At 26.8% G+C, this 24,476-nt stretch carries 24 protein-coding genes; 12 read left to right on the forward strand and 12 right to left on the reverse strand.

The window, feature by feature from the left end:
- The first annotated feature begins 20 nt into the window (after positions 1-20).
- The 9 genes from XO11_RS01435 (at position 21) to XO11_RS01475 (ending at position 9,188) form a co-directional block, all read left to right on the forward strand.
- Positions 21-1,961, forward strand: coding sequence for a methyl-accepting chemotaxis protein (locus XO11_RS01435; RefSeq protein ID WP_175418049.1), 1,941 nt, complete (start codon positions 21-23; stop codon positions 1,959-1,961).
- A 14-nt stretch (positions 1,962-1,975) separates the two neighbouring features.
- The gene (locus XO11_RS01440; RefSeq protein WP_175418050.1) at positions 1,976-3,499 is read left to right on the forward strand and encodes a chemotaxis protein CheW; all 1,524 of its coding nucleotides are present in this window, start codon (positions 1,976-1,978) and stop codon (positions 3,497-3,499) included.
- Between the two features lie 24 nt (positions 3,500-3,523).
- Positions 3,524-4,603 (forward strand): chemotaxis response regulator protein-glutamate methylesterase, encoded by a 1,080-nt coding sequence (locus XO11_RS01445; protein ID WP_175418051.1) that lies wholly within the window; start codon positions 3,524-3,526, stop codon positions 4,601-4,603.
- A gap of 1 nt (position 4,604) precedes the next feature.
- Positions 4,605-4,973 carry a response regulator gene (locus tag XO11_RS01450; RefSeq protein ID WP_175418052.1) on the forward strand — a complete coding sequence of 123 codons (369 nt, stop codon included), beginning with the start codon at positions 4,605-4,607 and terminating at the stop codon, positions 4,971-4,973.
- Between the two features lies 1 nt (position 4,974).
- Positions 4,975-5,463: a chemotaxis protein CheX gene (locus tag XO11_RS10460; RefSeq protein WP_175418053.1), complete on the forward strand. Its 489-nt coding sequence runs from the start codon at positions 4,975-4,977 to the stop codon at positions 5,461-5,463.
- Positions 5,463-5,906, forward strand: coding sequence for a chemotaxis protein CheX (locus XO11_RS01460; RefSeq protein WP_175418054.1), 444 nt, complete (start codon positions 5,463-5,465; stop codon positions 5,904-5,906). Before XO11_RS10460 ends, XO11_RS01460 begins: the two co-directional genes overlap by 1 nt.
- A 152-nt stretch (positions 5,907-6,058) precedes the next feature.
- Positions 6,059-7,291: an ATP-dependent Clp protease ATP-binding subunit ClpX gene (gene clpX / locus XO11_RS01465; protein ID WP_014295729.1), complete on the forward strand. Its 1,233-nt coding sequence runs from the start codon at positions 6,059-6,061 to the stop codon at positions 7,289-7,291.
- A complete protein-coding gene (gene tsaD / locus XO11_RS01470) occupies positions 7,291-8,301 on the forward strand; it encodes a tRNA (adenosine(37)-N6)-threonylcarbamoyltransferase complex transferase subunit TsaD (protein WP_075780145.1) in 1,011 nt (336 codons plus the stop codon). The genes clpX and tsaD overlap by 1 nt, the downstream gene beginning before the upstream one ends.
- Complete coding sequence (locus XO11_RS01475; protein WP_175418055.1) at positions 8,295-9,188, forward strand: tRNA-dihydrouridine synthase; 894 nt, start codon at positions 8,295-8,297, stop codon at positions 9,186-9,188. The genes tsaD and XO11_RS01475 overlap by 7 nt, the downstream gene beginning before the upstream one ends.
- 17 nt (positions 9,189-9,205) lie before the next feature.
- Here the strand turns inward: XO11_RS01475 and XO11_RS01480 are convergent, their stop codons facing one another.
- From XO11_RS01480 to XO11_RS01490, 3 genes are all read right to left on the reverse strand, one after another.
- Entirely contained in the window at positions 9,206-10,573 is a 1,368-nt protein-coding gene (locus tag XO11_RS01480; protein ID WP_175418056.1) for a GAF domain-containing protein, read from the reverse strand.
- Between the two features lie 12 nt (positions 10,574-10,585).
- Positions 10,586-10,975 (reverse strand): response regulator, encoded by a 390-nt coding sequence (locus XO11_RS01485; protein ID WP_014295733.1) that lies wholly within the window; start codon positions 10,973-10,975, stop codon positions 10,586-10,588.
- A 673-nt stretch (positions 10,976-11,648) separates the two neighbouring features.
- Positions 11,649-13,376 (reverse strand): ABC transporter ATP-binding protein, encoded by a 1,728-nt coding sequence (locus XO11_RS01490; protein WP_175418057.1) that lies wholly within the window; start codon positions 13,374-13,376, stop codon positions 11,649-11,651.
- A 220-nt stretch (positions 13,377-13,596) separates the two neighbouring features.
- Between XO11_RS01490 and XO11_RS01495 the strand changes: the two genes are divergently transcribed.
- Complete coding sequence (locus tag XO11_RS01495; protein ID WP_232223911.1) at positions 13,597-13,809, forward strand: hypothetical protein; 213 nt, start codon at positions 13,597-13,599, stop codon at positions 13,807-13,809.
- Here XO11_RS01495 and XO11_RS01500 read toward each other — a convergent pair.
- The gene (locus XO11_RS01500) at positions 13,801-15,048 is read right to left on the reverse strand and encodes an MFS transporter (RefSeq protein WP_075780149.1); all 1,248 of its coding nucleotides are present in this window, start codon (positions 15,046-15,048) and stop codon (positions 13,801-13,803) included. The genes XO11_RS01495 and XO11_RS01500 overlap by 9 nt on opposite strands.
- Positions 15,049-15,199: 151 nt before the next feature.
- Here XO11_RS01500 and XO11_RS01505 point away from each other — a divergent pair, with 151 nt between their 5' ends.
- Both XO11_RS01505 and XO11_RS01510 read left to right on the forward strand, forming a co-directional pair.
- On the forward strand, positions 15,200-15,460 hold the full coding sequence (locus tag XO11_RS01505) for a transposase (protein ID WP_075780150.1): 261 nt from the start codon (positions 15,200-15,202) through the stop codon (positions 15,458-15,460).
- A gap of 156 nt (positions 15,461-15,616) precedes the next feature.
- On the forward strand, positions 15,617-16,372 hold the full coding sequence (locus XO11_RS01510; protein ID WP_156865362.1) for a DDE-type integrase/transposase/recombinase: 756 nt from the start codon (positions 15,617-15,619) through the stop codon (positions 16,370-16,372).
- Positions 16,373-16,419: 47 nt separating this feature from the next.
- Here XO11_RS01510 and XO11_RS01515 read toward each other — a convergent pair whose 3' ends face one another.
- The 8 genes from XO11_RS01515 to XO11_RS01550 form a co-directional block, all read right to left on the reverse strand.
- On the reverse strand, positions 16,420-17,232 hold the full coding sequence (locus XO11_RS01515) for a radical SAM protein (RefSeq protein ID WP_075780151.1): 813 nt from the start codon (positions 17,230-17,232) through the stop codon (positions 16,420-16,422).
- On the reverse strand, positions 17,232-17,948 hold the full coding sequence (locus XO11_RS01520; protein WP_075780152.1) for an aspartate/glutamate racemase family protein: 717 nt from the start codon (positions 17,946-17,948) through the stop codon (positions 17,232-17,234). Before XO11_RS01520 ends, XO11_RS01515 begins: the two co-directional genes overlap by 1 nt.
- 40 nt (positions 17,949-17,988) lie before the next feature.
- Positions 17,989-19,218 (reverse strand): MFS transporter, encoded by a 1,230-nt coding sequence (locus XO11_RS01525; protein WP_083635613.1) that lies wholly within the window; start codon positions 19,216-19,218, stop codon positions 17,989-17,991.
- Positions 19,219-19,227: 9 nt separating this feature from the next.
- On the reverse strand, positions 19,228-20,247 hold the full coding sequence (locus tag XO11_RS01530) for a peptidogalycan biosysnthesis protein (RefSeq protein WP_075780154.1): 1,020 nt from the start codon (positions 20,245-20,247) through the stop codon (positions 19,228-19,230).
- Positions 20,248-20,285: 38 nt separating this feature from the next.
- Positions 20,286-21,317 carry a hypothetical protein gene (locus XO11_RS01535; RefSeq protein ID WP_075780155.1) on the reverse strand — a complete coding sequence of 344 codons (1,032 nt, stop codon included), beginning with the start codon at positions 21,315-21,317 and terminating at the stop codon, positions 20,286-20,288.
- An 82-nt stretch (positions 21,318-21,399) separates the two neighbouring features.
- Positions 21,400-22,452: a DUF1611 domain-containing protein gene (locus XO11_RS01540; protein ID WP_075780156.1), complete on the reverse strand. Its 1,053-nt coding sequence runs from the start codon at positions 22,450-22,452 to the stop codon at positions 21,400-21,402.
- Between the two features lie 32 nt (positions 22,453-22,484).
- Positions 22,485-22,952 carry a DUF5680 domain-containing protein gene (locus tag XO11_RS01545; protein WP_175418060.1) on the reverse strand — a complete coding sequence of 156 codons (468 nt, stop codon included), beginning with the start codon at positions 22,950-22,952 and terminating at the stop codon, positions 22,485-22,487.
- Between the two features lie 21 nt (positions 22,953-22,973).
- Positions 22,974-24,002, reverse strand: coding sequence for a radical SAM protein (locus XO11_RS01550; protein WP_175418061.1), 1,029 nt, complete (start codon positions 24,000-24,002; stop codon positions 22,974-22,976).
- Positions 24,003-24,476: the final 474 nt, after the last annotated feature.

Here is a 24,476-nt window from a genome sequence, read left to right on the forward strand (position 1 = left end):
TTGGGAAAGGAGAGAAAATTATGGAAAGAAGAAAATTAATAGCACCAGATTCTTCACCTAAAACAGGCTTAAGAGTTTCTGATTCAAAAGAAAATGAATTGTTGAGAAAAAAAGAAGAAGCTAGAAGAAAAGCTCAAGAAAGAGCTAGAGCAAGAACTTTGGCAAAAAGACAGGCAATGGCTGAAAGAATTTCTGCTGCATCAGAACAATTACTAGCCAATGTTGAAGAAACATTAGCATCAATTGAAGAACTTTCAAAAGCAATGGAACAGATTTCCGCTGGTGCTGAACAATCTTCTGGAGCAATACATGAAACAAGAGCTGCAATTGCTGAGATTAATGCAAATGCTAAAAACATAAATAATATTGCCATTGATGTTCAAAAAGATACTTCAAGCGCAAAAGAAAGTATAAACATATCTATTGAACACATAAATAGTCTTGTAAATGCGGTAAATGACGCAATAAACGATAATAGAGAAACAAATAATATTATTGACAAGTTATCACAACAATCAGAAAAAATTGGAGATATAGTAAAAACGGTAGTTTTAATAGCAGACCAAACTAATTTATTGGCATTAAACGCTGCGATTGAGGCAGCAAGAGCTGGAGAACATGGTAGTGGATTTGCAGTTGTAGCCGATGAAGTTAGAGGACTTGCAGAGGTTTCTGAAAAATCAGCAAGGGATATAAGAGAAATTGTAGATAGCATAAAGGTTTCTGTTTCTAAAATAGTAGATTCCGTCAAAAAAATTAATAAAGATTTTGAATCACAAAAAGAACTTGGAAATGATATAGAAAAGAACTTTAATGATATTATGAATACTTTTAATAATGTTGTTGAAAGTATAAATAAAGAAATTAAAAGCATTCAAAAAATGTATGAAAAATCTGAAGAATATGCTGAATCTGCAGAACATCTTGCAAGTGCTTCAGAACAAATAAGCTCAGCTTCTCTTGAATCATTAAATGCTATTCAGGAACAAAGTAAAGCATTATCTGAAATTAATAGTGCAACAAGGGAGTTGGTCGATCTTGCAGAAGATTTAAAAAATTCAACTGATACAGAAAAATCTGCAGAAATTCTTGCTGCTGCATCAGAACAGTTATCTGCAAATATTGAGGAATCATATAAGAGTTCTCAAGAAATAAAAGTTGCTTTGGGACAACTTGCTACAGGTTCAGAAGTATTAGCGGAAGAAGTAATGAAAGTATTTGAAGTTGTTGAAGAGCTATTAAAAATAATAACAGCAATAAGAGATACCATAGAAGAAGATAATGAGATGCTTAAAGAATCATTTGAAGAAATTAGAGAAAACAGAGTTCAAATAAATGAATTATTAAAAGGAATTCAGGATGCTGAAGAAGATTTTAATCATATTCTTTCAGAGGTTTCACTATTATCAGAAAAATCCAGAAAAATAGATAAAACTGTTGATAAGATAGATAATGTAGCAATACAAACAAATATGCTTGCTGTAAACGGATTTATCGAAGCAGCAAGAGCTGGAGAGTATGGAAAAGGTTTTGGAGTTGTTTCAAATGATATTAGAAGTCTTGCCATGGAATCTACAGAGAATATGGAACAGATAAAAGAACTTGTTAATGATATACAATATCAGGTAATTCTTTCTGAATCAAGTGTAAAAAATAGTAAGAGAAAAGCCAGTGAAGAGACAGAAAAATCAAAGCTCGCGGTAAAAGTGCTTGATAATGTTGAAAATGTGCTTGATGAACTATTAAAAAAGTTTGATCAAATGTTTATAGCAATAAATGAAATTGTTGCAGCAATTGAACAATCAAAAAAGGCTATTGAACAAATAAACGCAGCTGCTGAAGAATCCGCAGCTGCTATAGAGGAAGCTTCAAAAGCAGCTGAAGAACAATCAAGAGCCATGGAAGAAATTGCAAATGCCATTGAAGAAATATCAACTGTAGCCGATGAACTGCAGTCATAAAAGGGGATGATTATATGACCCAATATGTAACTTTTTTCTTAGGAAAGGAAATATACGCACTACCTATGCAAAAGGTTCAAGAAATAATACGATTACCTCAAATAACAAAGATTCCATCAACACCTGATTATGTTCTTGGATTAGCGAATTTGCGTGGGAGTATTGTTACTATAATAGATATAAGAAAAAAATTAAATATAGAATCAGGATTTTCTGAAAATACCAAAGTTTTAATTATTAATATAAACAATTATCTTTTTGGTATTGTTGTAGATAAAACAGCTCAAGTTATAAGGGTTACAGAAGATGAAATAGAAACATCCGGCACTTCTGGTGAATATATAAAAAGTGTTATAAAAAAAGAAAATAATATTTATATGATTTTAGAATTAGACTCTTTAATTGAAATTCAAAAAAAGGATAATTCCAGTAAATCATTTAATAATGCCAACAAAAAGAAAAATGAATCTGAAAAAGAAAAAGAAGATTATGTACAAATTGCTACTTTTGAAATCCAAAATGAATTATATGGTTTTTTGATTAATGAAGTTCAGGAGATTATAAGATATACATTTCCAAATGCTTTACCTGATATGCCGACATATATAAAAGGTGTAATAACTTTGAGAGAATCGGTAATTCCAATAATTGATTTAAAAGAAATGCTTATTGATGAAGAAACAGAAATAGATGATTTTACAAAAGTTATAATATTAAGAATTGGAAATTTCAAATTTGGCCTTATAGTTGATAAAATACATGAAGTTATAAGAATTAAAAAATCTCTTCTAAAAAATCCACCATCGTTGTTAACGAAAAAAGATAAGGTCGAAGTAAAAGGAATAGTAAAAACAGAAGATAAAGTGATTATGTTACTTGATGGAGAAAAGTTGATTCCTCAAAGCCTTGAAGATCTTGAAGAATTTAAAGAAAATGAATTTGAAGAAAGTCAAAAAAATGAAAATTCTGAAGAATCTTCGCAATATGTAACTTTTATAGTCTCTGATGAATTATATGGAATAAAAATCGATAAGGTAAAAGAAATTACAAAGATTTCTGAAATTACAAAAATTCCTCATACACCAGAATTTATTGAAGGAATTATGAATCTTAGGGGAGAAATTCTTCCAATTATAGATTTAAATAAGCGTTTCGGAAATATAGATCACACCATTACAGAAAGCTCAAGAATAATAGTTATTGAATCACAGAATAATTTAATTGGTTTCATTGTTGATAAGATAAACGGAGTAAGGAAGATTAAGAATAGTAATCTAACAAAAATTCCTAAAGTTTCCAAGGAAACAAAGAAAAATGAGTTTGTTTCTGAAGTTATAAAGGATGAAAATGAAATAGTATTGGTGTTAAACCTTGAAAAAATTCTTAATGCTAATGAGTTAAAAGAGATTGAAAAAATTTCATCTGAGAATAATGGAACTGAAAAGAAAATTAAAAAGAAAACTAATTCCAAAACTAAAATTAAAGAAAAGAAAAAGAGTGGTGAAACAAAAACAAAAAAATTAAAGAGATCTCAATAGCCGAATAAAGGTTGGTGATAAAAAATGGAAAAAATAAAGGTTTTAATAGCAGACGATTCGGCATTGATGAGAAAATTATTGAAAAAAATTATTGAAAGTGACCGAAGATTCGAAGTAATTGCAACAGCAAGAGATGGTGAAGATGCTGTTTTAAAAGCTCGTAAAGTAAAACCAGATGTTATAACAATGGACGTAAATATGCCAAAAATGGATGGTCTTACTGCTGTTCAATATATTGTTGAAGAAAAGATAGCACCTGTTATTGTTGTTTCATCATTAACTCAAAAAGGATCTATTACAGCATATGAAGCTTTAGAACTTGGTGCATTTGATTATATAGGAAAACCAGAAGGAACTGTTTCAAAAAATATATATTCTGTTCGTGATGAATTATTAAAAAAACTTCTTGCGGCATACGAATCTTCACGTCGCACAACAGCTTTTGAACATTTTACAAAAATTAAAAAAAGTACCGAAGAAACACCTGTTATAAAAAAGAAAACGCTTACTAAGAGTTATTCTAATTTTGATTATTATGCAATAGCAATTGGAATTTCCACAGGTGGTCCTAAAACTATATATGATGTAATCCCGTTACTGCCTTCAGATTTAAATGCGGCTGTATTTCTTGTACAACATATGCCGCCACAATTTACAAAACAATATGCTGAAAGATTAAATAAATATAGTAAAATGCTTGTAGTTGAAGCTGAAGATGATATGGTTGTAGAACCTGGAGTGGTTTATGTTGGTAAAGGTGGCTATCATTTAAAGGTTAGAAAAGGTTTAAATGGTGTAAAAATAAGACTTTCAAAAGTTCCAAGACATTTATTTATGCCGTCAGTAGATATTATGATGGATTCAGTGTCAAATGTATACAAAGATAAAACAATAGGCGTGTTGATGACAGGAATGGGGGATGATGGAGCTGAGGCAATGAAAAAAATAAAAAAAATGGGCGGGTATACAATCGCAGAATCAGAAGAAACAGCTGTTGTTTTTGGAATGCCTGCTGAAGCAATTAAACGTGGTGGTGCAAGTATTGTATTGCCATCATACAAAATAGCAGAAGAATTAATTAAAAAAGCAGATAGGAGGAGATAATATGACATACAAAGTTATGGTTGTTGATGATTCACCATTAATAAGAAATTTAGTAAAAAAAGCTTTAAAAAAAACGGAGGAATTTGAATTTGTTGGAGAAGCTAAAAACGGTGAAGAAGCAGTTAATGTATTTAAAGAAGTTAATCCAGATATTATAACAATGGATGTTACAATGCCTATTAAAGATGGTTTGGAAGCAAGTAAAGAAATATTAGCTATAAATAATGAGGTTAAAATTCTTTTATTAAGTGCTATGGGAGATGATGATTTAATTGAAGAAGCAAAGAATATTGGTATAAGCCATAATATGCAAAAACCTTTTAAAGCTAATATTTTACTTGAAAAGCTAAAATCAATGGTAGGTGAATAATGTGGAAGCTAAAGATATAAATAAGATTATAATCTTTTTTATTACTGCATTTAATAATGTATATGAAGAGTTTACCGATAGAATGGTTAAAATGGAAGGTAACATTGAAAAAATGGAAGGTAATCTATTTAAAGGTGATGGAGTTGTAATTTTAGTGTCTTATACTGGAAAAATTTCAGGAAGAATGATTATAAATATCCCAGAAGAATTAGGAATTGAAATTCATAATATTCTAACGGAAGACGATAAAACACAGATAGATGATGATGTTTTGATAACAATGAATGAGTTTGGGAATATGGTTGCTGGAAATGCAATAACTCATGTAAACAACAAATATAGAGGTTACAATATTAGATTAGCACCTCCAAGCTCATTTAGCGGGAAAGACCTTATGTTCTTTAATTTTAAAATGGATGCATATAATGTTGTCCTTTCAGATGGAAAATATAAAATAAATTATAACGTTGCTTTTAAGGAGGATGAATAATGCTAGACAAATTGGCTGATGCCACAGAAAATGTTTTTAATTCAATGAATATTTCATTCTCTGTTATGACTACAAGCAAAAGCATGTATCATACAATAGAATCAGATACAGCCATACTCGTTGGTATTACCGGACAAAAGAATAGCGGTATGATAACCTTTGAATTTGATGATCAGGCTAAATTTGAAATTATAGATACTATGATGCAGGGAATGGAAGTTGAAGCTGATTCTGATGTAGCCCGAAGCGCTATTGCAGAATTATCAAATATGATCAGCGGTATGTTTTTAAGCAATCTTGATATTGGAGGTCTTGAAATTACAACTCCTACTATTATTCAAGGTGAAAATTTACTTGCTTTAATAAATACACTTGAAACCCAAAGAATTTATGCTAATGTTGGCGCAGGAGGTAATCTAATAATAAGTCTCAGCTTTGGATAAAATTATTAATATCAAGAAGAGGTTTTATACCTCTTCTTTTTTTGTAAAATATATTTTTTTACAAAATATTAAAGAAAGTTATTGAAGAAAATCTACATGAAGGTGTTAAAATAGGATAAAAGAAATTATATTTAAACGGGAGGAATCGGTTTATGAAAGAAAAATATTGTTCGTTTTGTGGAAGGCCAGCAAGCAAAGTTGATACATTAATCGCTGGACCTGGTGTGTATATATGTAATGAATGTATAGAATTATTTGCTGATTTAATAGAAGAACAGGAAGCAAAAAATATCGAGGGAGAAAATGCAGGCGAAAAAAAGGAATTACCTACACCTGCTGAAATAAAGGCAGAGTTAGATAAATATGTAATTGGACAGGAATATGCTAAAAAAACACTTGCTGTTGCCGTTTATAATCACTATAAAAGAGTTTTCTACGGCAATAAACACGATGATGTTGAAATTGAAAAGTCAAATGTATTATTAATAGGACCAACTGGTACTGGTAAAACATTAATGGCAAGAACCTTAGCTAAAATTCTTGGTGTTCCATTTGCAATTGCTGATGCAACACCTTTAACAGAAGCTGGTTATGTTGGTGAAGATGTTGAAAATATTATTTTAAGACTTTTACAGGCTGCTAATTTTGATACTAAAAAGGCTCAAATGGGTATTATATACATTGATGAAATTGATAAAATTACAAGAAAATCACCTAATCCTTCAATTACAAGAGATGTTTCAGGTGAAGGTGTTCAACAGGCATTATTAAAAATTGTAGAAGGAACTATTGCAAATGTTCCTCCTCAAGGTGGAAGAAAACATCCATATCAAGAATTTATTAAAATAGACACTTCTAATATATTATTTATTGCTGGTGGTGCATTTGATGGACTTGATGATATTATTAAACAAAGAATTCTTACAACTACAATGGGTTTTGGTACTGAAATAAAGTCTAAAAAAGATTTAAAACTTGGAGAAATATTAAAGAATGTAACTCAAGATGATTTAGTACATTATGGTTTAATCCCAGAATTTGTTGGAAGATTTCCTGTAGTTTCTACATTAAGCGACTTAAGTGAAGAAGATTTAGTAAAAATTATGAAAGAACCCAAAAATGCATTGTTAAAACAATACCAGAAAATGCTTGAATTAGATGGCGTTGAATTGGAAGTTACTGATGGTGCATTATATGAACTTGCTAAAGAAGCATTAAAACGAGGAACCGGTGCAAGAGCTTTAAAAAGCGTATTTGAAGAAGTAATGCTTGATATAATGTTTGAAGTTCCTGGAAGAAAAGGCATTATAGAAAAAATTATTATTGATGAAGATGTTGTTAAGAAAAAGAAAGAACCTGTTATGATTGAACGGGAGAGTGCATAATGAAGGAAGAACCTATTATATTTTCTATTGAAACATCCTGTGATGAAACAGCTGTTGCAATTTTAAAGGGAAGAAATACAGTACTTTCTAACCTTGTTGTTTCGCAAATTGATATACATAAGATATTTGGTGGTGTTGTTCCGGAAATTGCAGCAAGAAAACATCTGAATTATTTAAATCAATTAACTAATAAGGCTTTTGAAGAAGCTAATATAAAACCTGAAGAAATTTCTGCTATTGCAGTTACATATGGCCCCGGATTAGTCGGGGCTTTGCTTATTGGTTTAAATTTTGCAAAAGGGTTGGCTTTAAATTTAAATAAACCATTAATTGGAGTTAATCATTTGTACGGGCATATTTATGCCAATTTTATAGCCTTCGATGATTTAGAACCGCCATTTCTCGTTTTGCTTGTTTCTGGTGGTCATACTATGATACTTCATGCAAAAGATTATTTGCATTTTGAAATTATTGGTCAAACTATAGATGATGCAGCAGGCGAAGCTTTTGATAAGGTTGCTCGATTGTTGAATCTTGGATACCCTGGCGGTCCTAAAATTGATAAATTAGCTCAAAATGGAAAACCTATTTATGATTTTCCAAAACCGTTGTATCATAAAGGATATGATTTTAGTTTTAGCGGATTAAAAACTGCACTATTATATTTTACTAAGAAAAATGATAATTATAAGATTGAAGATGTGGCGGCTTCATTCCAAAAGGCTTTAATAGATACATTAATTCATAAAACTATGAAAGCAGCTAAAGATTTAAAGGTTGATAAAATAATTATTGCAGGTGGTGTTGCTGCAAATTCATATTTAAGGAAAAGAATAGAAGAAGAAAAAGTTAAAAGAAAAAATATGAAAATCTATTTCCCGCCGTTAAATTTATGTACTGATAATGCGCTTATGATTGCACGTGCAGGTTATGAAAAATTTATTAGAAATAATTTTGCTGATTTATCTCTTGATGCAGTTCCAAATTTGGGGTTGAGAGATATATGTTAGAAGGTAAAATTGGATTGGCACCAATGGCAGATTATACAGATTATGCATATAGAGAAATATGCAGGAAGAATGGTGCAGAATTTACTTTTACTGAAATGATTAGTGTAGAAGCATTAATTAGAGATAAAAAAGAAAGTTTTTCAATGTTGCCAAAAGAAAATGAAAAAGATATTGGTATTCAATTATTTGGTTCTAATATAGAAAGTTTTATAAAAGCTGCAAAATTAGTTGAAAATAAAGGAAATTGGATTGACATAAATGCCGGTTGCCCTGTTAAAAAAGTAATAAAAAAAGGAGCAGGTTCGGCTTTATTAAAGGATTTAGATAAGTTGGGAAATATTATTAAAGCATTAAAGGAAAATGTTGAAATTCCAGTGGGAGTAAAAATCAGATTGGGTTTTGATGAGGATATTGCAGAAAAGATAATCGAAGTTGTTCAAAAGAATAATGCTAATTATGTTATTGTCCATGCCAGAACTCAAAAACAATTATATTCTGGAGAGGCGAATTGGAAAAGGTTTAGAGATTTAAAAAAAATTTGTGATATTCCTTTAGGAGCAAGTGGAGATGTTTATTCATATGAAGATGCGCAAATTTTAATGAGTGAATATAATGTAGATTTTGTAATTGTTGCTCGTGGAAGTATGGGCAATCCATGGATTTTCTCAAATAAAAAGCCAGAATTTGAAGAATTTAAATCAACAATTTTAGAACATATTAAAATGATGATAGATGATTATGGTGAAGAAAAAGCAATTAGAAGATTTAAAAAGATTTTTATTGCTTACACAAAAGGTTTAAAAAATGCCAGGGAAATAAGAAAACAAATTCCATATATTAACACATATAACGATTTAGAAAAAATTGTTTATGCATTAGAAAAATAATACCCTTTTTAAGGGTATTATTTTTTTGGGATAATGAAATCTAAAATTATTTTATCTTCGTTAATTTGAACATTTGATTTAATATGATAATTTTCAAATATACCTAATGGTATTTTAAAAAGCTCCTTAATCTTTTCTTCGCTTATTGACATATTAATTGGGTATGCTGTAATTATCACTTTTATCTCACGTAAACTTATTTTTTCGTGTGAAATTTCAAAAGAAATGTTTTTATCTGTTTTTAAATCTTTTAGTATTGTGAGAAAAATACTGAAAAAGGCATTTGAAATAATTTCTTTCTGAAAGTATATTTTAGTATGAAAAATATTCAATATTTTAAAATCAATATCAGGTAAAAATATTTTTATACGTTTTCCAATATCTTCAAGTAAATCATAGATATCCACAAGTTCTATTTTTTTATCTTTAAAGAATTTAGATTTATATTTATCAGATGCACTTTGTAATCTTTTAACAGTTTCTTTTATATTTTCTGCTAATCGTGGATCTTTGTCTTTTAACATAAAAGCTATCATATTTAATGAGGTTAAGGTGCTATTTACCTCTTGAAGCAATTCCCAGGATACAAAATTCATCATTAAAATTTCTTTGGAATTTTCAGAATATACATCTATGGTTTTTGTAATTTCTTCAAGATGTTTTAATAATAATATACTTTTAAAGAATTCTTCTATTTTTTCAACATACTCAATATCATAATTTTCACCATATACTATCTCAAGCACCTTGTCTCCAAATCTTATCCCCTTTCCAGTATATTGTGAATCATGAAAAACAAATGTAATTTTTGCATTCAATTCTTTTTTTACCGCACTTAAAACCTTTCCTAAAAATTCAAATGTATTTTTTGAGTTAGAATATGAATCTATCATAATTTTTAATGCAATAATAAATCTATTAAACTTTCTACGTTCCTTATTTATTTCTTCTAAAAGAACAATATTATATATAGTAGGAATTAAAAAAACTTCCTGCTCTTTTATAATTTCAATATCTTTATTGATAAAAGACGAATTTTTTCTATTTAAATTTAAAAAACCTATTAATTTATCTTTGAAATACATTGGAAAAATAATAGATGATTTTATTTCCTCTCGTTTTTTACCTTTTAAATCAGGAAATTCTGATAAATCTTCAAGAATAACAGGCTTCTTCATTCTGGAAACAAGTCTGTCAATTTCACCAACAGAGATTTTTTCAATTTCAATGGTAAGATTTTTTTCAGCCTTGTATATAATATTTTCATTTTCATCAAGAACAAGAATAGAGCCAGAATCAGCTCTTACTTTTTTTATTATTAAATCAAAAATTTTACTAATATATTCATTAAACTCCGAAAAAGTTAGATTAGATATAAAGGACATAATATATAGCCCTCATAAACCCAAAGATTTTTTCCATCTTTTCACACGAGTAAGATTTTCCTTAACTAATTTTAATATCAGTTCTGGCTCAAACGGCTTCTCAACGAAATCAGTTGCACCAAGAGTTAGTGCATGCAAAACATAATCCGGACTTGAATAAGCAGTCATCATAATTACAGTAGTTAATGGTGACATTTTCTTTATTCTTCTTAAAACCTCTATTCCATCTAAATCCTCCATTATTATATCCAATAATACAACATCATATTCTGTATGCTTAAGTAATTCTATAGCTTCGCTTCCTTTTTCTACATCGTTAACTTCAATATTTTTTGAAGTTAGTAATTCTCTTAAAAATTCTCTAATTACTTTATCATCATCAACAACTAGAACCTTTCCCATAATTTCATCCTCCAATCAAAAAATTTCTCCATGATAAGTATACCATAAAAATTCAAATCTGGAATTTTTTTATCAATTAAATTTATACATTATATATTTTAATATATATTATATATTCATAGATAAAATTTATTTATTAAAAATTAAAAATAATCAATTTCATTTTTCTTATACATCAAATATTTATATTATACAATAGATAAATTATTATATATTCAATAATAAATTATATAATGCAATATACATTAATACGACCAATAGAAAAATCAAAAACAAACAAAGACCACAAATACAATGTAATAATTATTATATATTGTATAAACTATATATATTATATAAAAAAGTACTAAAAAAATATTTCATCTAGAAAAAATAGATAATGTCTCATACTCAAATATTTGTATTTTTATAGGTATATTTAATAGAAAAATAGCGATTTTTAGCTTTATTAAAGACTTTCTCTTAACTTCGGTAAATTTTGATTTACCGAAGTTAAATAGAAAAATATAATTTTACCAGGTATCAAAATTTATGATTTTTAAAAATTAGCGATTTTAAAGGCAATAAAAAAATCGGATGATTAATTTATCATCCGATTTCAAACAAAGGTCTTATATCGCGAAATTCTTTTTAAGGAAATTTTTCTTGCGTTTTACTATAAAATTAATAAAATTCATTGATTTATTTTAGATCGATTTTCAAAATTAACAGCTATATCTCTTAATTTTTTATATAAATCATTTTTCTTTAATAAATTTTCATGAGCATCAAATGAGGTTATCTTACTGTTTTCTATTACCGCTATTAAATCACAAATATCTATGATATTAAATTTATGAGAAATTATAATTGCTGATTTATCTTTTAAATGTTCATTTAATATATCCAGCAGTTCTTTTTCATTAATTGCATCCAGGTTGGTAAGCGGTTCATCAAGGATTACATATTTTTTATTTGAATACATAATTCTGGCTAATTGAATTCTATGTTTTTCACCACCAGAAATAAATTCACCATTGCTCCCTAACTTTCTATTTTCTAAATGTTTTAATTTTAATTTTTCGACTATTTCTTCATATCTTTTTTTATTCCATTCTCGACCTAAAATTATATTTTCCTTTAGTGATTTATTAAATATTTTTACATTTTGTTCATAATAATCCAATTCGTTAAATATTTTTTCATGAGTTAAATTCCTTATGTCTTTTCTATTTAAGTATATTTCTCCTTCATATTCTTTTTCAAATCCTAATAAGATGTTTATCAGTGTTGATTTTCCTTCTCCAGATAAACCAACTATTCCTATTATTTTATTTTTAGGGAATACAATATTTATATTTTTCAATATTTTTCTTCCATTTATTTTGTAGTTTACATTTTTTAATGTGTAAAAATTATCTTCAGATAATAACTCCATATATTTTTTATCTTTTCCTTTGTTTTCTTTTGTTTTACTATAAAATTTATTTATTTCATTAATAGTTACATCACCTTCTAAAAATGCTTTAGAGAAGTATCTAAAGAATTCAAATGGTTGTTTTATATAAGAATAATAAGTCAATAATACCCATATCTGACCTATTTCCATATTTCCTTTTAAAACCAGATATGCAGAATAAACTATAATAAACACTTTTGTAAATGCTTCCGGAATTTCAGAAAGCAAAATATTCAATTTCACTCTTATATATTCTGATTTTAAAAAATAATCTGTTGTAATTTTATTCTTTTCCTGATATTCTCTTGAAAGTTTTTTAACGAAATTTCCGGAAAGTACCTGTATGATATTATTAAACGATTCATTTAGAAAGGAATTTATTTTCCTTACTTCATTCATTCCTTTTTCTATATATGGTCTTGTCAATTTATTCATGTTTTTTGAAAACAAATAAACTGCCACACCATTTAATAAAAATACTATAAATATTATTTTGCTCCATAAAAATACTATTCCCATAATAAATATCATTCGTACTGTAAGTAAAATATTTTGGATAAACGAATAATCAAGTACTGCAAATGCGTTATTTAATTGTTCTCTAATTAATGTAGAATAATATGCTGCACCATTTCTGTTAAATTCTTTTATAGGTATACTAAAAGTTTTTTCAAATATATAGTTTCTCATTTCATCTGCTGCTTTGTATTTATTGTACAAATATATTTTATTTCCTATATAATCTAATATTATATTTAATGCAAATAATCCTATTAAAAGATATATATTATTTATATTTAGCGTTTGATTTGACAGATTATCGATTATTTTACCTATAATAACGGGCGTATATATATTTATGATTATTGGAAAGGAAAGAATTAGACCTCCAATAAGAGTTAAAATCAATCTTTTCCTGCTAATACATCTATAAAAATTTATTATTTCTTTTATCTTTTTCATGTATTCCACTCCTTAATCTCTGTATTGTATTAATTAAGTTATACATTTTTTATTTTTCACAAAGTTTTTAGTGTATCTTTGGCGCTTTATAACACTTTTGACTATCAATTTATATCTCTAATATCTTTTTATCAAGAAAAAAACTCATCACTGAGCTTTTAAAGAATGTGAAGAATTTAAAGAATTTATTCTACACTATTTTGAGCTCAGTGATGAGGAAATGAAAGTTTTTGATGTGTTTTTAAGAAATTGCGTTCAATACAATATTAAATGGCCTATTACTCCTTATCCAAAAGATAATGTTCGTGATTTTGCAATTAAATATGGTTTAGGTTATAAGCGTGTTGCTCTTGGTTATTACTCTTTTGAAGATGATGAAAGAGCTTTGATTGATGAGATTATTGAGGGGTTTTTAATTAAAACCTCATACTGACTCTTTCACAATTTTCTTTACCTGGTTAAAAGTTTTATAATTTTTTAAATAAAATATAATTGCTGATATTCCCATAATACTGGACATAATTAAAAAAATACTTAAAATATCTGTTTTATTAGATATTATTGATACTATCAATCCTGCTAATGGAGCTGAACTTCTAGCTAAGAAACTTTTTAGTAAATTTATTCTTCCCAACATATTTTTAGGTGAATACGCCTGAATATAATAATTTAGTGGTATTGTCGAAAAAGGTCCAAAAAAACCAAAGAAAAAACTTATAAAAACTATGTATATAAATAAGTTATAGTTTTCAACTATAATTATTTGTGGAAGTACATATAAGGCATAAGTAATACTTAAAAATATAATGCTTACAACTATAGTATTAAGATTTTTAATCTTTTTTGATATTTTTGATATTATATAACTTCCTATTATTATTCCAGATAATGTTGATATTTCCATATAACTAATATAAATAGAATTTTGATTTAGAATATCTTTTACATATACAACTTGTAATATATAAAATGGAGTTATACATAAGTTTACAATAAAAGCCATTAAAATACTTGGAAATATTATTTTATTTTTTCTTATATAATTCAAAGTATCAAAAATCAAAAATTTATTTTTTGAAATATTTTTTTCAAATATTTCATTTATCCTGATGTAGGCTAATAATACTGAAGAAATAAAAAAAGTCAAGCTATTAATAATAAAAGCTATAAACATATTAAAATATGATGATATAAGTCCTCCAAATAATAACCCTGATATATCAACTATAGAAATTAATAAATTTGAAAAAGATATTGCTTCCATTAAATTATTTTTTTCAACCACTAAAGGTATCAAAGCTTTATTCGCTGGTTTAACAATAGTTCCTAAAGAACTGCTTAATATGGAAAAAAGAAAAATATAAGAAACATTTATGGTTTTAGTTAACAATAAAATAGCTGTAAAAAATACAATGATTCCACGTAATAGATTTCCTGAAATAACAATTTTCTTTTTTGAATAAAAATCGATGAAATTACTCCCTAATATAGTAAAAATTATCTGAGGAATAAAATTTATTGCAAATAAAATCCCCATTATGCTTGTTGAATTTGTAACTTCGTATACCATCCATGGATAAACAATTTTGTCAATTGAATCTCCGAATCTGTTAATTGAATCAGAAATAATTATTAAAACATAATTTTTATTATTTAACACTTCTTTTGACATTTTTCACTCTCCAATTTTTTCATCACTGTTAAAAAATAACTTTTTCTTTTCCAATATCTTGAAGCAAGCCGCGTAATCACCCCTTGGAAGATTTGGAGAAAAAATAAGAAAATGATATCATAAAAATGAAAAGAAGAAAGGGGTGTTTTAAATGAGAAAAAGAAAAAAATATGATCCTAATTTTAAGTTATCTGTTGTTAAAGAATATCTTTCCAGTGATTCTTTAACTCAAGCTGATATCTGTGAGAAATATTCTATTTCTTTTTCTGCTTTCACTAAATGGGTTAAAAAATATGAAGATTCTGGTTATGACGATAATGTTTTTAATTCTAAAAAAGGTAGAACTAAATCTATTATTTCTGATATTTCTAAATCATGCTGTGCAAGCAGTATGATTTTTTATTTAAAATAATATTTTATCTTTTATTTTTGCGAAGCATGCGATTTTTTTATTTATGAATCTGCCGGCATTGTTAGAAATGATTCGGATAATTCTAATGATTCTGCTGTTTTAAAAAAGAAATTTGAATATTATGAACGTCTTCTTGAGAAAGAGCTTCTTCTTAAAATGCAAGAAGATGAGATTAAACTTTTGAAAAAAAAACAACTGTGGAAAGTAACTTTTATTGGTAATTTTTTAATTGTTTTTAAGTATAGAAATTTTGGTGTTGCTACTTCTTTTTTACTTAAAAATTATAATATTAGTCCCAGTACTTTTTATTATAATTCCAGATTGTTTTTTGTTGTTAAAAGAAATAGAAAATCCCATTTTAAAGGTTTTTCTCTTAATACTAAAGGTGAAAAGGTTTCTGATGTGTTTATTCCTGTTTTAAGTATTATTGATGCTTTTGATAGGTCTATTGTTGGTGTTTATATTGGTCATTCTATTAAAGCTAAAGATTTTATTAATACCTTACAAAAAGCTATTGATTTTAGAGGAGCTATTCCTGATAATCTTATTATCAGAACAGATAACGGACCACAATTCAAGGCTAAATTTACTGCTGCTCTTATAGAAGAGTTAAATATTACTCATGAATTTGGTTACAAGAATATTCACTGCTTCGCAGGAATAAGGTTTATGGCTTTATTTTATTTTTATGGTTTTTCTAAACTCGCTTTTCTTCGAAAAGCTGTTTATGTTCAAAGAGAATTTGTTGAATCTATTGAATTTAATAATATTGAGGATGTTTATAATTACTATATTTCATATATCTATTTTTACAATAATCTCAGACCTCATGGTTCTTTGAAATATTTTACTCCTGATTTTGTATTTAATCTTTTTAATCACAAACTTAATAATAATGTTTCGTGTTTTTAGCTACTTCTCTTGTTTCAATTTATTGTTTCTTTTATGCTTTTTATTTTTCATCTCTTTACATGTCTAAAAAAGCCTTTATTTTCTATACCATACTTTGAAGATAATTTTACAATAGTTTTTTCTACCATGTTCCAATATTCATTATTTTTACATGTTGCTATTATTTTATTTGTATTTTCTTCACCTACTAACTCAATGAGACGCTTTTTGAATAAAGGTAGATTTATTCCTCTTAGATTAAGAGCTTCAGCCATAATAAAATCTACATTATCCTTTATATTATAAAATATTTTTTCTAAGTCTGTTATATATGGAATTATCGGTCCTATAAAGGCATAACATTTTATACCATTTTGTTTTAGTTTTCTTAATGCATCAAAACGCTTTTCAATAGAACTTGCATGGGGTTCAAGTATTTTAGATACCTCACTATTATTTATTCCACAACTAATGCCAACTTCACAATTCGTGAATCTCTTAAAAATATCAATGTCCCTTAAAACCAACACAGATTTTGTAAGAATTGAAATATTGATGTCAAAGTCTGCCATAGCTTTAAGACATCTACGAGTTAATTGAAGTTTCTTTTCAATAGGTTGATAGCTGTCAGTTACACTTCCCATTAATACCCTTTCATATTTTTTTATTTTTTTTATATCCTTTTTTAATACATTTATTGCATTTGATTTATAATCAACAAAATATCCCCACTCTTCATTAGTATGACCTGTGAATCGTTTCATAAAACGTGCATAACAATATACACACCCGTGAGTACACCCAACATAAATATTACAACAATAATCTGTTTCAGGTAGCTTACTTTTTGTAATTATACTTTTACAAAGTATTTCTGCCATTAAAAATTCTCTCCTTTTTTCAAACTGAGGATATTATTTATATTAACCCCAATAGTAAATAATGGATCTATAAAAGTAATATCATTTAATAATTTATTTTCTTTAAAATATTTTACGGCAATATGTATTTCTGTACAACCAGCAATAACTAAATTAGTTCTAAATTCATTTTTCATATTTTCAATGTTAATCATTAATTCATCTAATAAAACAGGATCTTTCCCAACTTTTTTAATTTCATATATAAGGGAATGAATTTTTCTCTGTTGTTCCAATGAAGGAATAATTACATTTTTGCCATTAATAATACCGGATTTATAAGTACCGAGTGTTGCTAATAAAACAGCTGATTTATTATGTTTTTTCAGCTCCCTCTTAATAATGTCTATAAGATTAACTGTTTTTTCTTGTATCTCCGGCGGAAGCAATTTAAAATAAAAATGAAAAGTTATGCAAGCTATTACTATTATATCAATTTCGAAATATAATAGTTTATTAATAATAGAATTTACTGAATCAGGTAATGAATCGCAACAATTATGTAAAATAGAAGATGTACGATCATGGATATTAGTGTCAGAAACACATATAATTCTTGGAGCTTGTTGATCGGAAATATATGGTCTATTAAATTTATAAATCGTATCCATAAATTCAAGTGAAGAAAATGCTCCCATGCCACCAATAATCCCTATTAAAGGTTGTTTTATATCCATTCAAATCCCTCACTATTTATATAGTTTTGTTAAATAAATATTAAATTATATTATTCATATTCGAAATGTTAAATTTTACACTGCTATCGTTTATCTTATTAATGAGAAAAAATAATAGAGTTGCTCCACTAAACGCAAATAATCCATACATATAAAGAAAAGTTTTATCCATTTTTAAATTTAACAAATAACCACCTATTGAAGATGAAATTGGTAAAGCTAAAAATAGACGTAATTTGCCTATAGATAAGTATTTTCCTGTATTATTACTACTACAATTATCAACGATGAGAAGCGTTGCACCAGGAGAAATAAGAATTTCTCCAATTGTAAAAACTATGAATATAATAATTAAACCTACTGAATTATGAATTAATGCTAAAAAAATAAAAGAGATACCTACTAAAAGTTGTCCTAAAATTGCGGATTTTGTATAAGTAATAAATTTACTAAATTTAGATAACGGAATCTGCAAAAGGATAACCAACCATGTATTTAGTAATATAATAAAACTATATAAATATTCAGCATTATGATAATATATATTTAAATATAACGGTAATGTAGTTTCAATGGAATATGTTGCTACCGTTGACAGGGTAAAAGCCATAATTAAAAGCAAAAATTTATAATCTTTAAAAATTTTTATAATACCCCATATTTCATCTAAAAATGTATCTAAAATTTTACCATTTTTTATTTGATTAATGTCATTTCCCTTAAAAAAGGCGATTATTGATATAACATAAATTATATTTAATAATGCAAGAATACTAAAAGTAATAATATGATATTTAATAAATATCTTAACAGCAAGAATAGGTGCAATACTAGCAGATATATTTAAGATCACACGTATAATAGCAAATACTTCTGCGCGATTTTTTGAATTTGTATTTCTCATTATAAGAACACTCTCACATGGATAACTAATTCCCGATAAAAAACCTATAGTAGATAGCAAAATACTATACATAATATAATTATTTATAAATGCCAAACAAAAATAAATACATGAAGCGCCAGTTAAACAAATTACCATCACCTTTTCTGGACGAACACGATCCGCCAATCCGCCTCCAATAAGTATACCACTAATATTTGATATTGAACGATAAGATATCATAAATCCTATTTGACTAACATTAAATGTTCCTGACAAATAAAAAGAAAGAAAAGGCAGAAAAGAATAATACACGATATTATTTGTTATCTGTCCTAACAAAATAACCTGCATATTTCTATTGATATTTTTAAAATATTTTTTCATAATATATAATTAACAAACATATGAATATGTTTGTATTATAGATACCCCCCTTCTTTTTTTAGTCCAACTAGCTCCTCCTCCGTAATTAATATATTCCATTCCCGTCTCAATCGCATATTTAATGAGTGCATGATATGCAACTAAAAAATATGATTTATATTTGTCTAATTCATAATTTCTTCCAAATGTATGAGCATACAAAATTTTATTATATTTAATATATAATACATAAGATATTATGTTTTTGTCTTTCCAACATGAAATAATACCAGAATTATTAGGGAATTTATCGGAAATATGTTTGGCAAAATTCGATATTTTAGAAGGATCTACTTTAGCACCATATTTAGCGAAAACATTTGAAGACATTTTACCTATTAAATCAAGATCATATTCTTTAATAGGTAGATTTTTTACATATAATTTATTTTTTATAAAAGTGTTTGTTTCTGAATTATAAGATTTTCTTGTATTTTTACTTAAGCTTTTTTTATAATTTTCAAAAGAAGTAAATTTTCCTGTATTAAGGATACCAAGTAATTTATGAGATTTAATTGTTACATAATTTTTATTAAAAGTATAACCTTTAAATGGATCATCATTTTCAAAAAAGTATCCAAACACAAGATTTTCACAATTAAATTTTTCTTTTAATAATGCTTTAAGAATTGAAATTATAGAATCCCAATCATGTTCTTTTTTATTAAATAAAATTGGACACCCCAAACCAAATAAAGTTGCACAGTATGCAATAGGTTTATTCGTTTTTATACCAAGCGCTTCATTTATTATACGATGTGGATCCACTGGTGGATAATCACTCTGTTTGTTAAATATAATAACTGGAAAAAGTGCAATGGGTTTTTTATTATAAAATAATTCTATATAAACCGGAATATCCCCCAACCGCTGTTGACTATCAACTAACCATTCTTTTGTTCTATATAATGCAGATGGAGTAGATTGGTTGAGTTTAAAAAAAGATGATTCTACTTTAAATATATCTAATTTTACATTAGCATAATACATTAAAATTCCTCCCTTGATATAATCATGATTAATATAAGTTAAAATCGTGAACTTATTAAATTTGTTTTATAATTTGTATAATAAGAGAGAATAGCTATAATAATTGCAAAAAATGCTCCAAATAAAAAATTTGCATTAACTCCTTTTAATAAATAAATAATACCCCACAAAATTATACCTATCAGGTGTCCAAATCCTTCAGCAATTAACATATCCTTTTTAGTATTATTATTTTTTTTATATACTAAACTGTGCAGCATATACACAGTTCCACCTCCAAGTCCTGTCATAAACCAGGCTATAATTGTAAAAAATAGAACGTTTGTCATATATAATATAATAAGAGAAAATGCTGCCAATATATGTCCTATAATAAACCAATTCCATGCTGGTTTTATTATTTTCTCATAAGCATTATAAGCTGCCCAGCCCAAATAAAAAATAAGGCCTGTTATCTCTATTGGTAAAATATTTTTTTGAAAGAAAAATATTGGAATTGAATAGGCATACACAAAATAATGCGTATGATGCAGAGCCATAAGCAAATATATTATGGAATTTTCTTTATTATTTATTTTATTAATTTTTAATCTTTTTGTTGTTTCCAATTCAGTAGTCAACAAACAAATCACTGATGTTAAAATAACACATAATAAATAAATTAAACTATTATAAAAAGGAGATAATATAAATCCTATTGCTCGTCCAATAATTTTAACTTTTTTACTACTATATTCTGATATATTACTTCTAATTTTCATAAAAATGAAAGAAAAGAAAAAATAAAATATTGGAATAGTACTAAATTTAATTAAACCTATTGAAATTATTATAATTAGTATGGAAAATATATCATTATATTCTATATCAATAAATTCATGAATTAATTCACCTATTTTAAATAAAATCAAACACAACCATATCTCAACAAAATTTATCTTTGAAAACATCAAATATTCAATAACTATATGTAGTTGTGTATAAAAAAACAACATCGAAGATATAAAATATAATATATCAGGCAGATGCGATCTTACTTTGAATTTAAAATGATTTATTTTATTATCCATATTTATATATTCCTCCACTTTATTTTACAAAATTAAATAAATTATTAAAAATATTAAAATTATAAATATTTTATAAACGATTTTAAATTTTCATTTTATGTTTAGAAATAATCTCATCAATTATCTTTTTAACACCAAAACGCCATGGATCTGTAGTAACAATATTTAGTTCTTTTTGAACGCTATTAATATAGATAATAGCCTCTTCGTGGGATAATAGGTGTGTATCGAGGGATATTCCAATTACGCGAGCATAATTAGTTCCTTTTTTCCAGGATGATGCATATTCATATATTTTTACTAATTCATTTAAAGGAGGAATTAACCATTGATTATATCCTTTAATATATTTTCGTCCTACTTGATGACATAACACTAAATAATCTGGTTCTGCACCATGCAATAACGCTAATGATATATTACCGTGTGTAATTGTCCCTTGTCCCTCAACAAATACATAATCATGATTTTCAGCTAAGTACTGAATATATTTTGAAATAGTTCCAATTGTAAAATCACTTATTGTTGCATCTACAGGAATTCCATCACCAACTATCATCATTCCTGTGTGCCCTGTCATAGCAATAGTGGACTTCAAACCTCTATTTAATGCTGATTTATTTAATTCAATTGTTGTAATCATTTTTCCAACCGAACAATCACTTCCAACAGTTAAAATTACATTTGTACCTGCTCTACGAGGATTATATCTATTATAATAAATCTTATCTTTACTAATTTTACGTATATCAATAATTTTGCTTCCACTTAAACGAGCTAATTCGCAAAATTCAGGATCTTCGCTCAGGAAATAATGCAAACCACTAACAACATTCAAACCCATACTTAAAGCTTCTTTAACATGATTCCGCATTATTTCTGGAAATTCCCCACCTGGAGGAGATATTCCAATAAATAAAGCTTTGATTTTTTTATTTATTTTGAATGCTTCTTTTATATTACTAACAAACGGAATTTTCTTATGAGTCCCTAAAACATCATCGGAAAATTTTCCTTTATTTTTGGAATCTATTATTGCAACAACATCATATTTACTATATTTTATAAGTGCTATTGTTGTTTTACAATATTTTATATCGGCATGATCTTCTAAAAGGATACAAATTTTCTCCATCTATGTTCCTCCTTATTAGCAAAACTAATCGACTATTGATCTTTTATTTCTCCACCAAAATAATCCAAATAATAAACAATACGTTTTTCATAATAAATTACTTCATGTCCCGAAAACCTTAAAAGATCCCCTTTATATTTGTTTATATACTGAAATTTTCCAATCCGAAGATTATCAATACCTCTAAATGGATAGTTTTCATTAAGTTGTATTAATGCAGTTTTTAAAAAAATGAAAATTTCATTTCTAAACTTTGAATTTTCTAGAGTGTATCCATAATAGTTCATACACCATACAGGAGAATTTTTATAATATACAACCTCCTGCCCAGTAAATGGGTCAATTCCAAAATATCTATCTCGATATAAAAATTCTTTATCTTGATATTTAAACTCATAACTACGATCATCATTAATTATTTCATCCCCATCTTTTGAGCTAGCATAAGTATGCTGTTTCGCATTAAAAATAAATTTTTTTAAATTGGTTAGTTCATTCATTTTATTTTTCACCTCTTAAATCTATATAATATATTTTCGTGGTTTATAGTTTTCTAAAATTTCTTTTGTAAAAATATTACACATATGAGTTTTATTTCTCCATTCCATAGCTTTTTCATTTTTCAAAATATCTTCAATATATTCATCGGGTACTTTACCCAAGATATATTTATCATTGTTTGGCACCATATTTTTATCAAGAGCCCAAAAACAAGCTATTACTGTTCCATTCGGTAAAATACCTATAGATCTCTTAACTGCTCTGCATTCTAATGTATAAGCTTCATGATTTGGTAAAAGATATTGAAACTTAATTTCTACTTTTCCATTTTTGGATATATTTTTTATATAATCAACAATTTCACAATATTGAACATGCGTTGGAGTTAGAAATTCATAAAATTGTCCTCGTCCTGAAGGGAAAAAACGAAGAATACTCCATTCGTCTACATTGTTTTCCTGAATCCAATTATATAATGAATAAATTTTTTTCAATGAAATATTTGCATTCGTGAGAACTGTTTGAACCCCCACACGAATGCCTTGTTTTTTTAATTTTTTTATCGCATATTCAGCATATTCATGATATCCAATCGGTCTTAAATTATATGGTTTAAACGGTAAATAATCTACAGTAATTTCAACATCATGTACAGTATTTTTTAAAATTTTAACAATTTCATCTGTAATAAAAGCACCTGAAACACTAATTCCAATATTTTCTTTACCAAGTTTTTTTGACGCATATTGAATAACTTTTATGTTCATAGGATCAATTAATAATTCCCCACCAGAAAAATCAATACGGTAATTTCCTTTACTCAATTGGTCAATAACTGCTATTTTTTGTTTAAAATTAAGTTCTTCTGTATCATAAGAAAAATCCGGTTTTTCTTCTTTATTAATTAGACTAAATGGTCGAATACATTTTGCATCAACACAACAAAATTGACAATTCCACACACAATACTTTGTTAAATTCCAAATAATACTTTTTTGTTTTATAATTTTATTATTATTATTATTATTATTATTTAATTTATCTTCCATTTTAATTTCCTCCATTTTTATCTTAAATAGTATCTTTCGAATTTCTGAAAGTATATTGTTTACAGAGTTTTCATAATACTCTTAAAAAGTGGGGCCTCGCTGGTGTATAATATAATTGAGTTAAATATTTATTTAATATAGTTATTAAAACTATATTTTTTTAACATGGTGGTTAAACCATGAGCAAGAAGCCTAAACAATTTTATCTTGATTTTGTTTATTCTGAATATATGAAATCTCACTCCACTTATGCTTATATCCTTGCTCTCTTTTGATTTTATTAATTGGTCTATTGTTCCTCAAATAAAAATCCAGGTGTCGGTAGAACTGATTGTTTTTCTTTTTATATATTTTTTACTTTTTCTTTAACTTATTTTCTCCTATTTTTGAAGCCCCTAATTTTTCTCCTTTTACTTTATTCAGCCGGCTGAAAAAATTTAAATTTTTGATATAATATCTACGTAGATATAAAAT

The organism is Marinitoga sp. 1138 (genome assembly GCF_013363265.1).
GTDB classification, from domain to species: Bacteria; Thermotogota; Thermotogae; order Petrotogales; family Petrotogaceae; genus Marinitoga; species Marinitoga piezophila.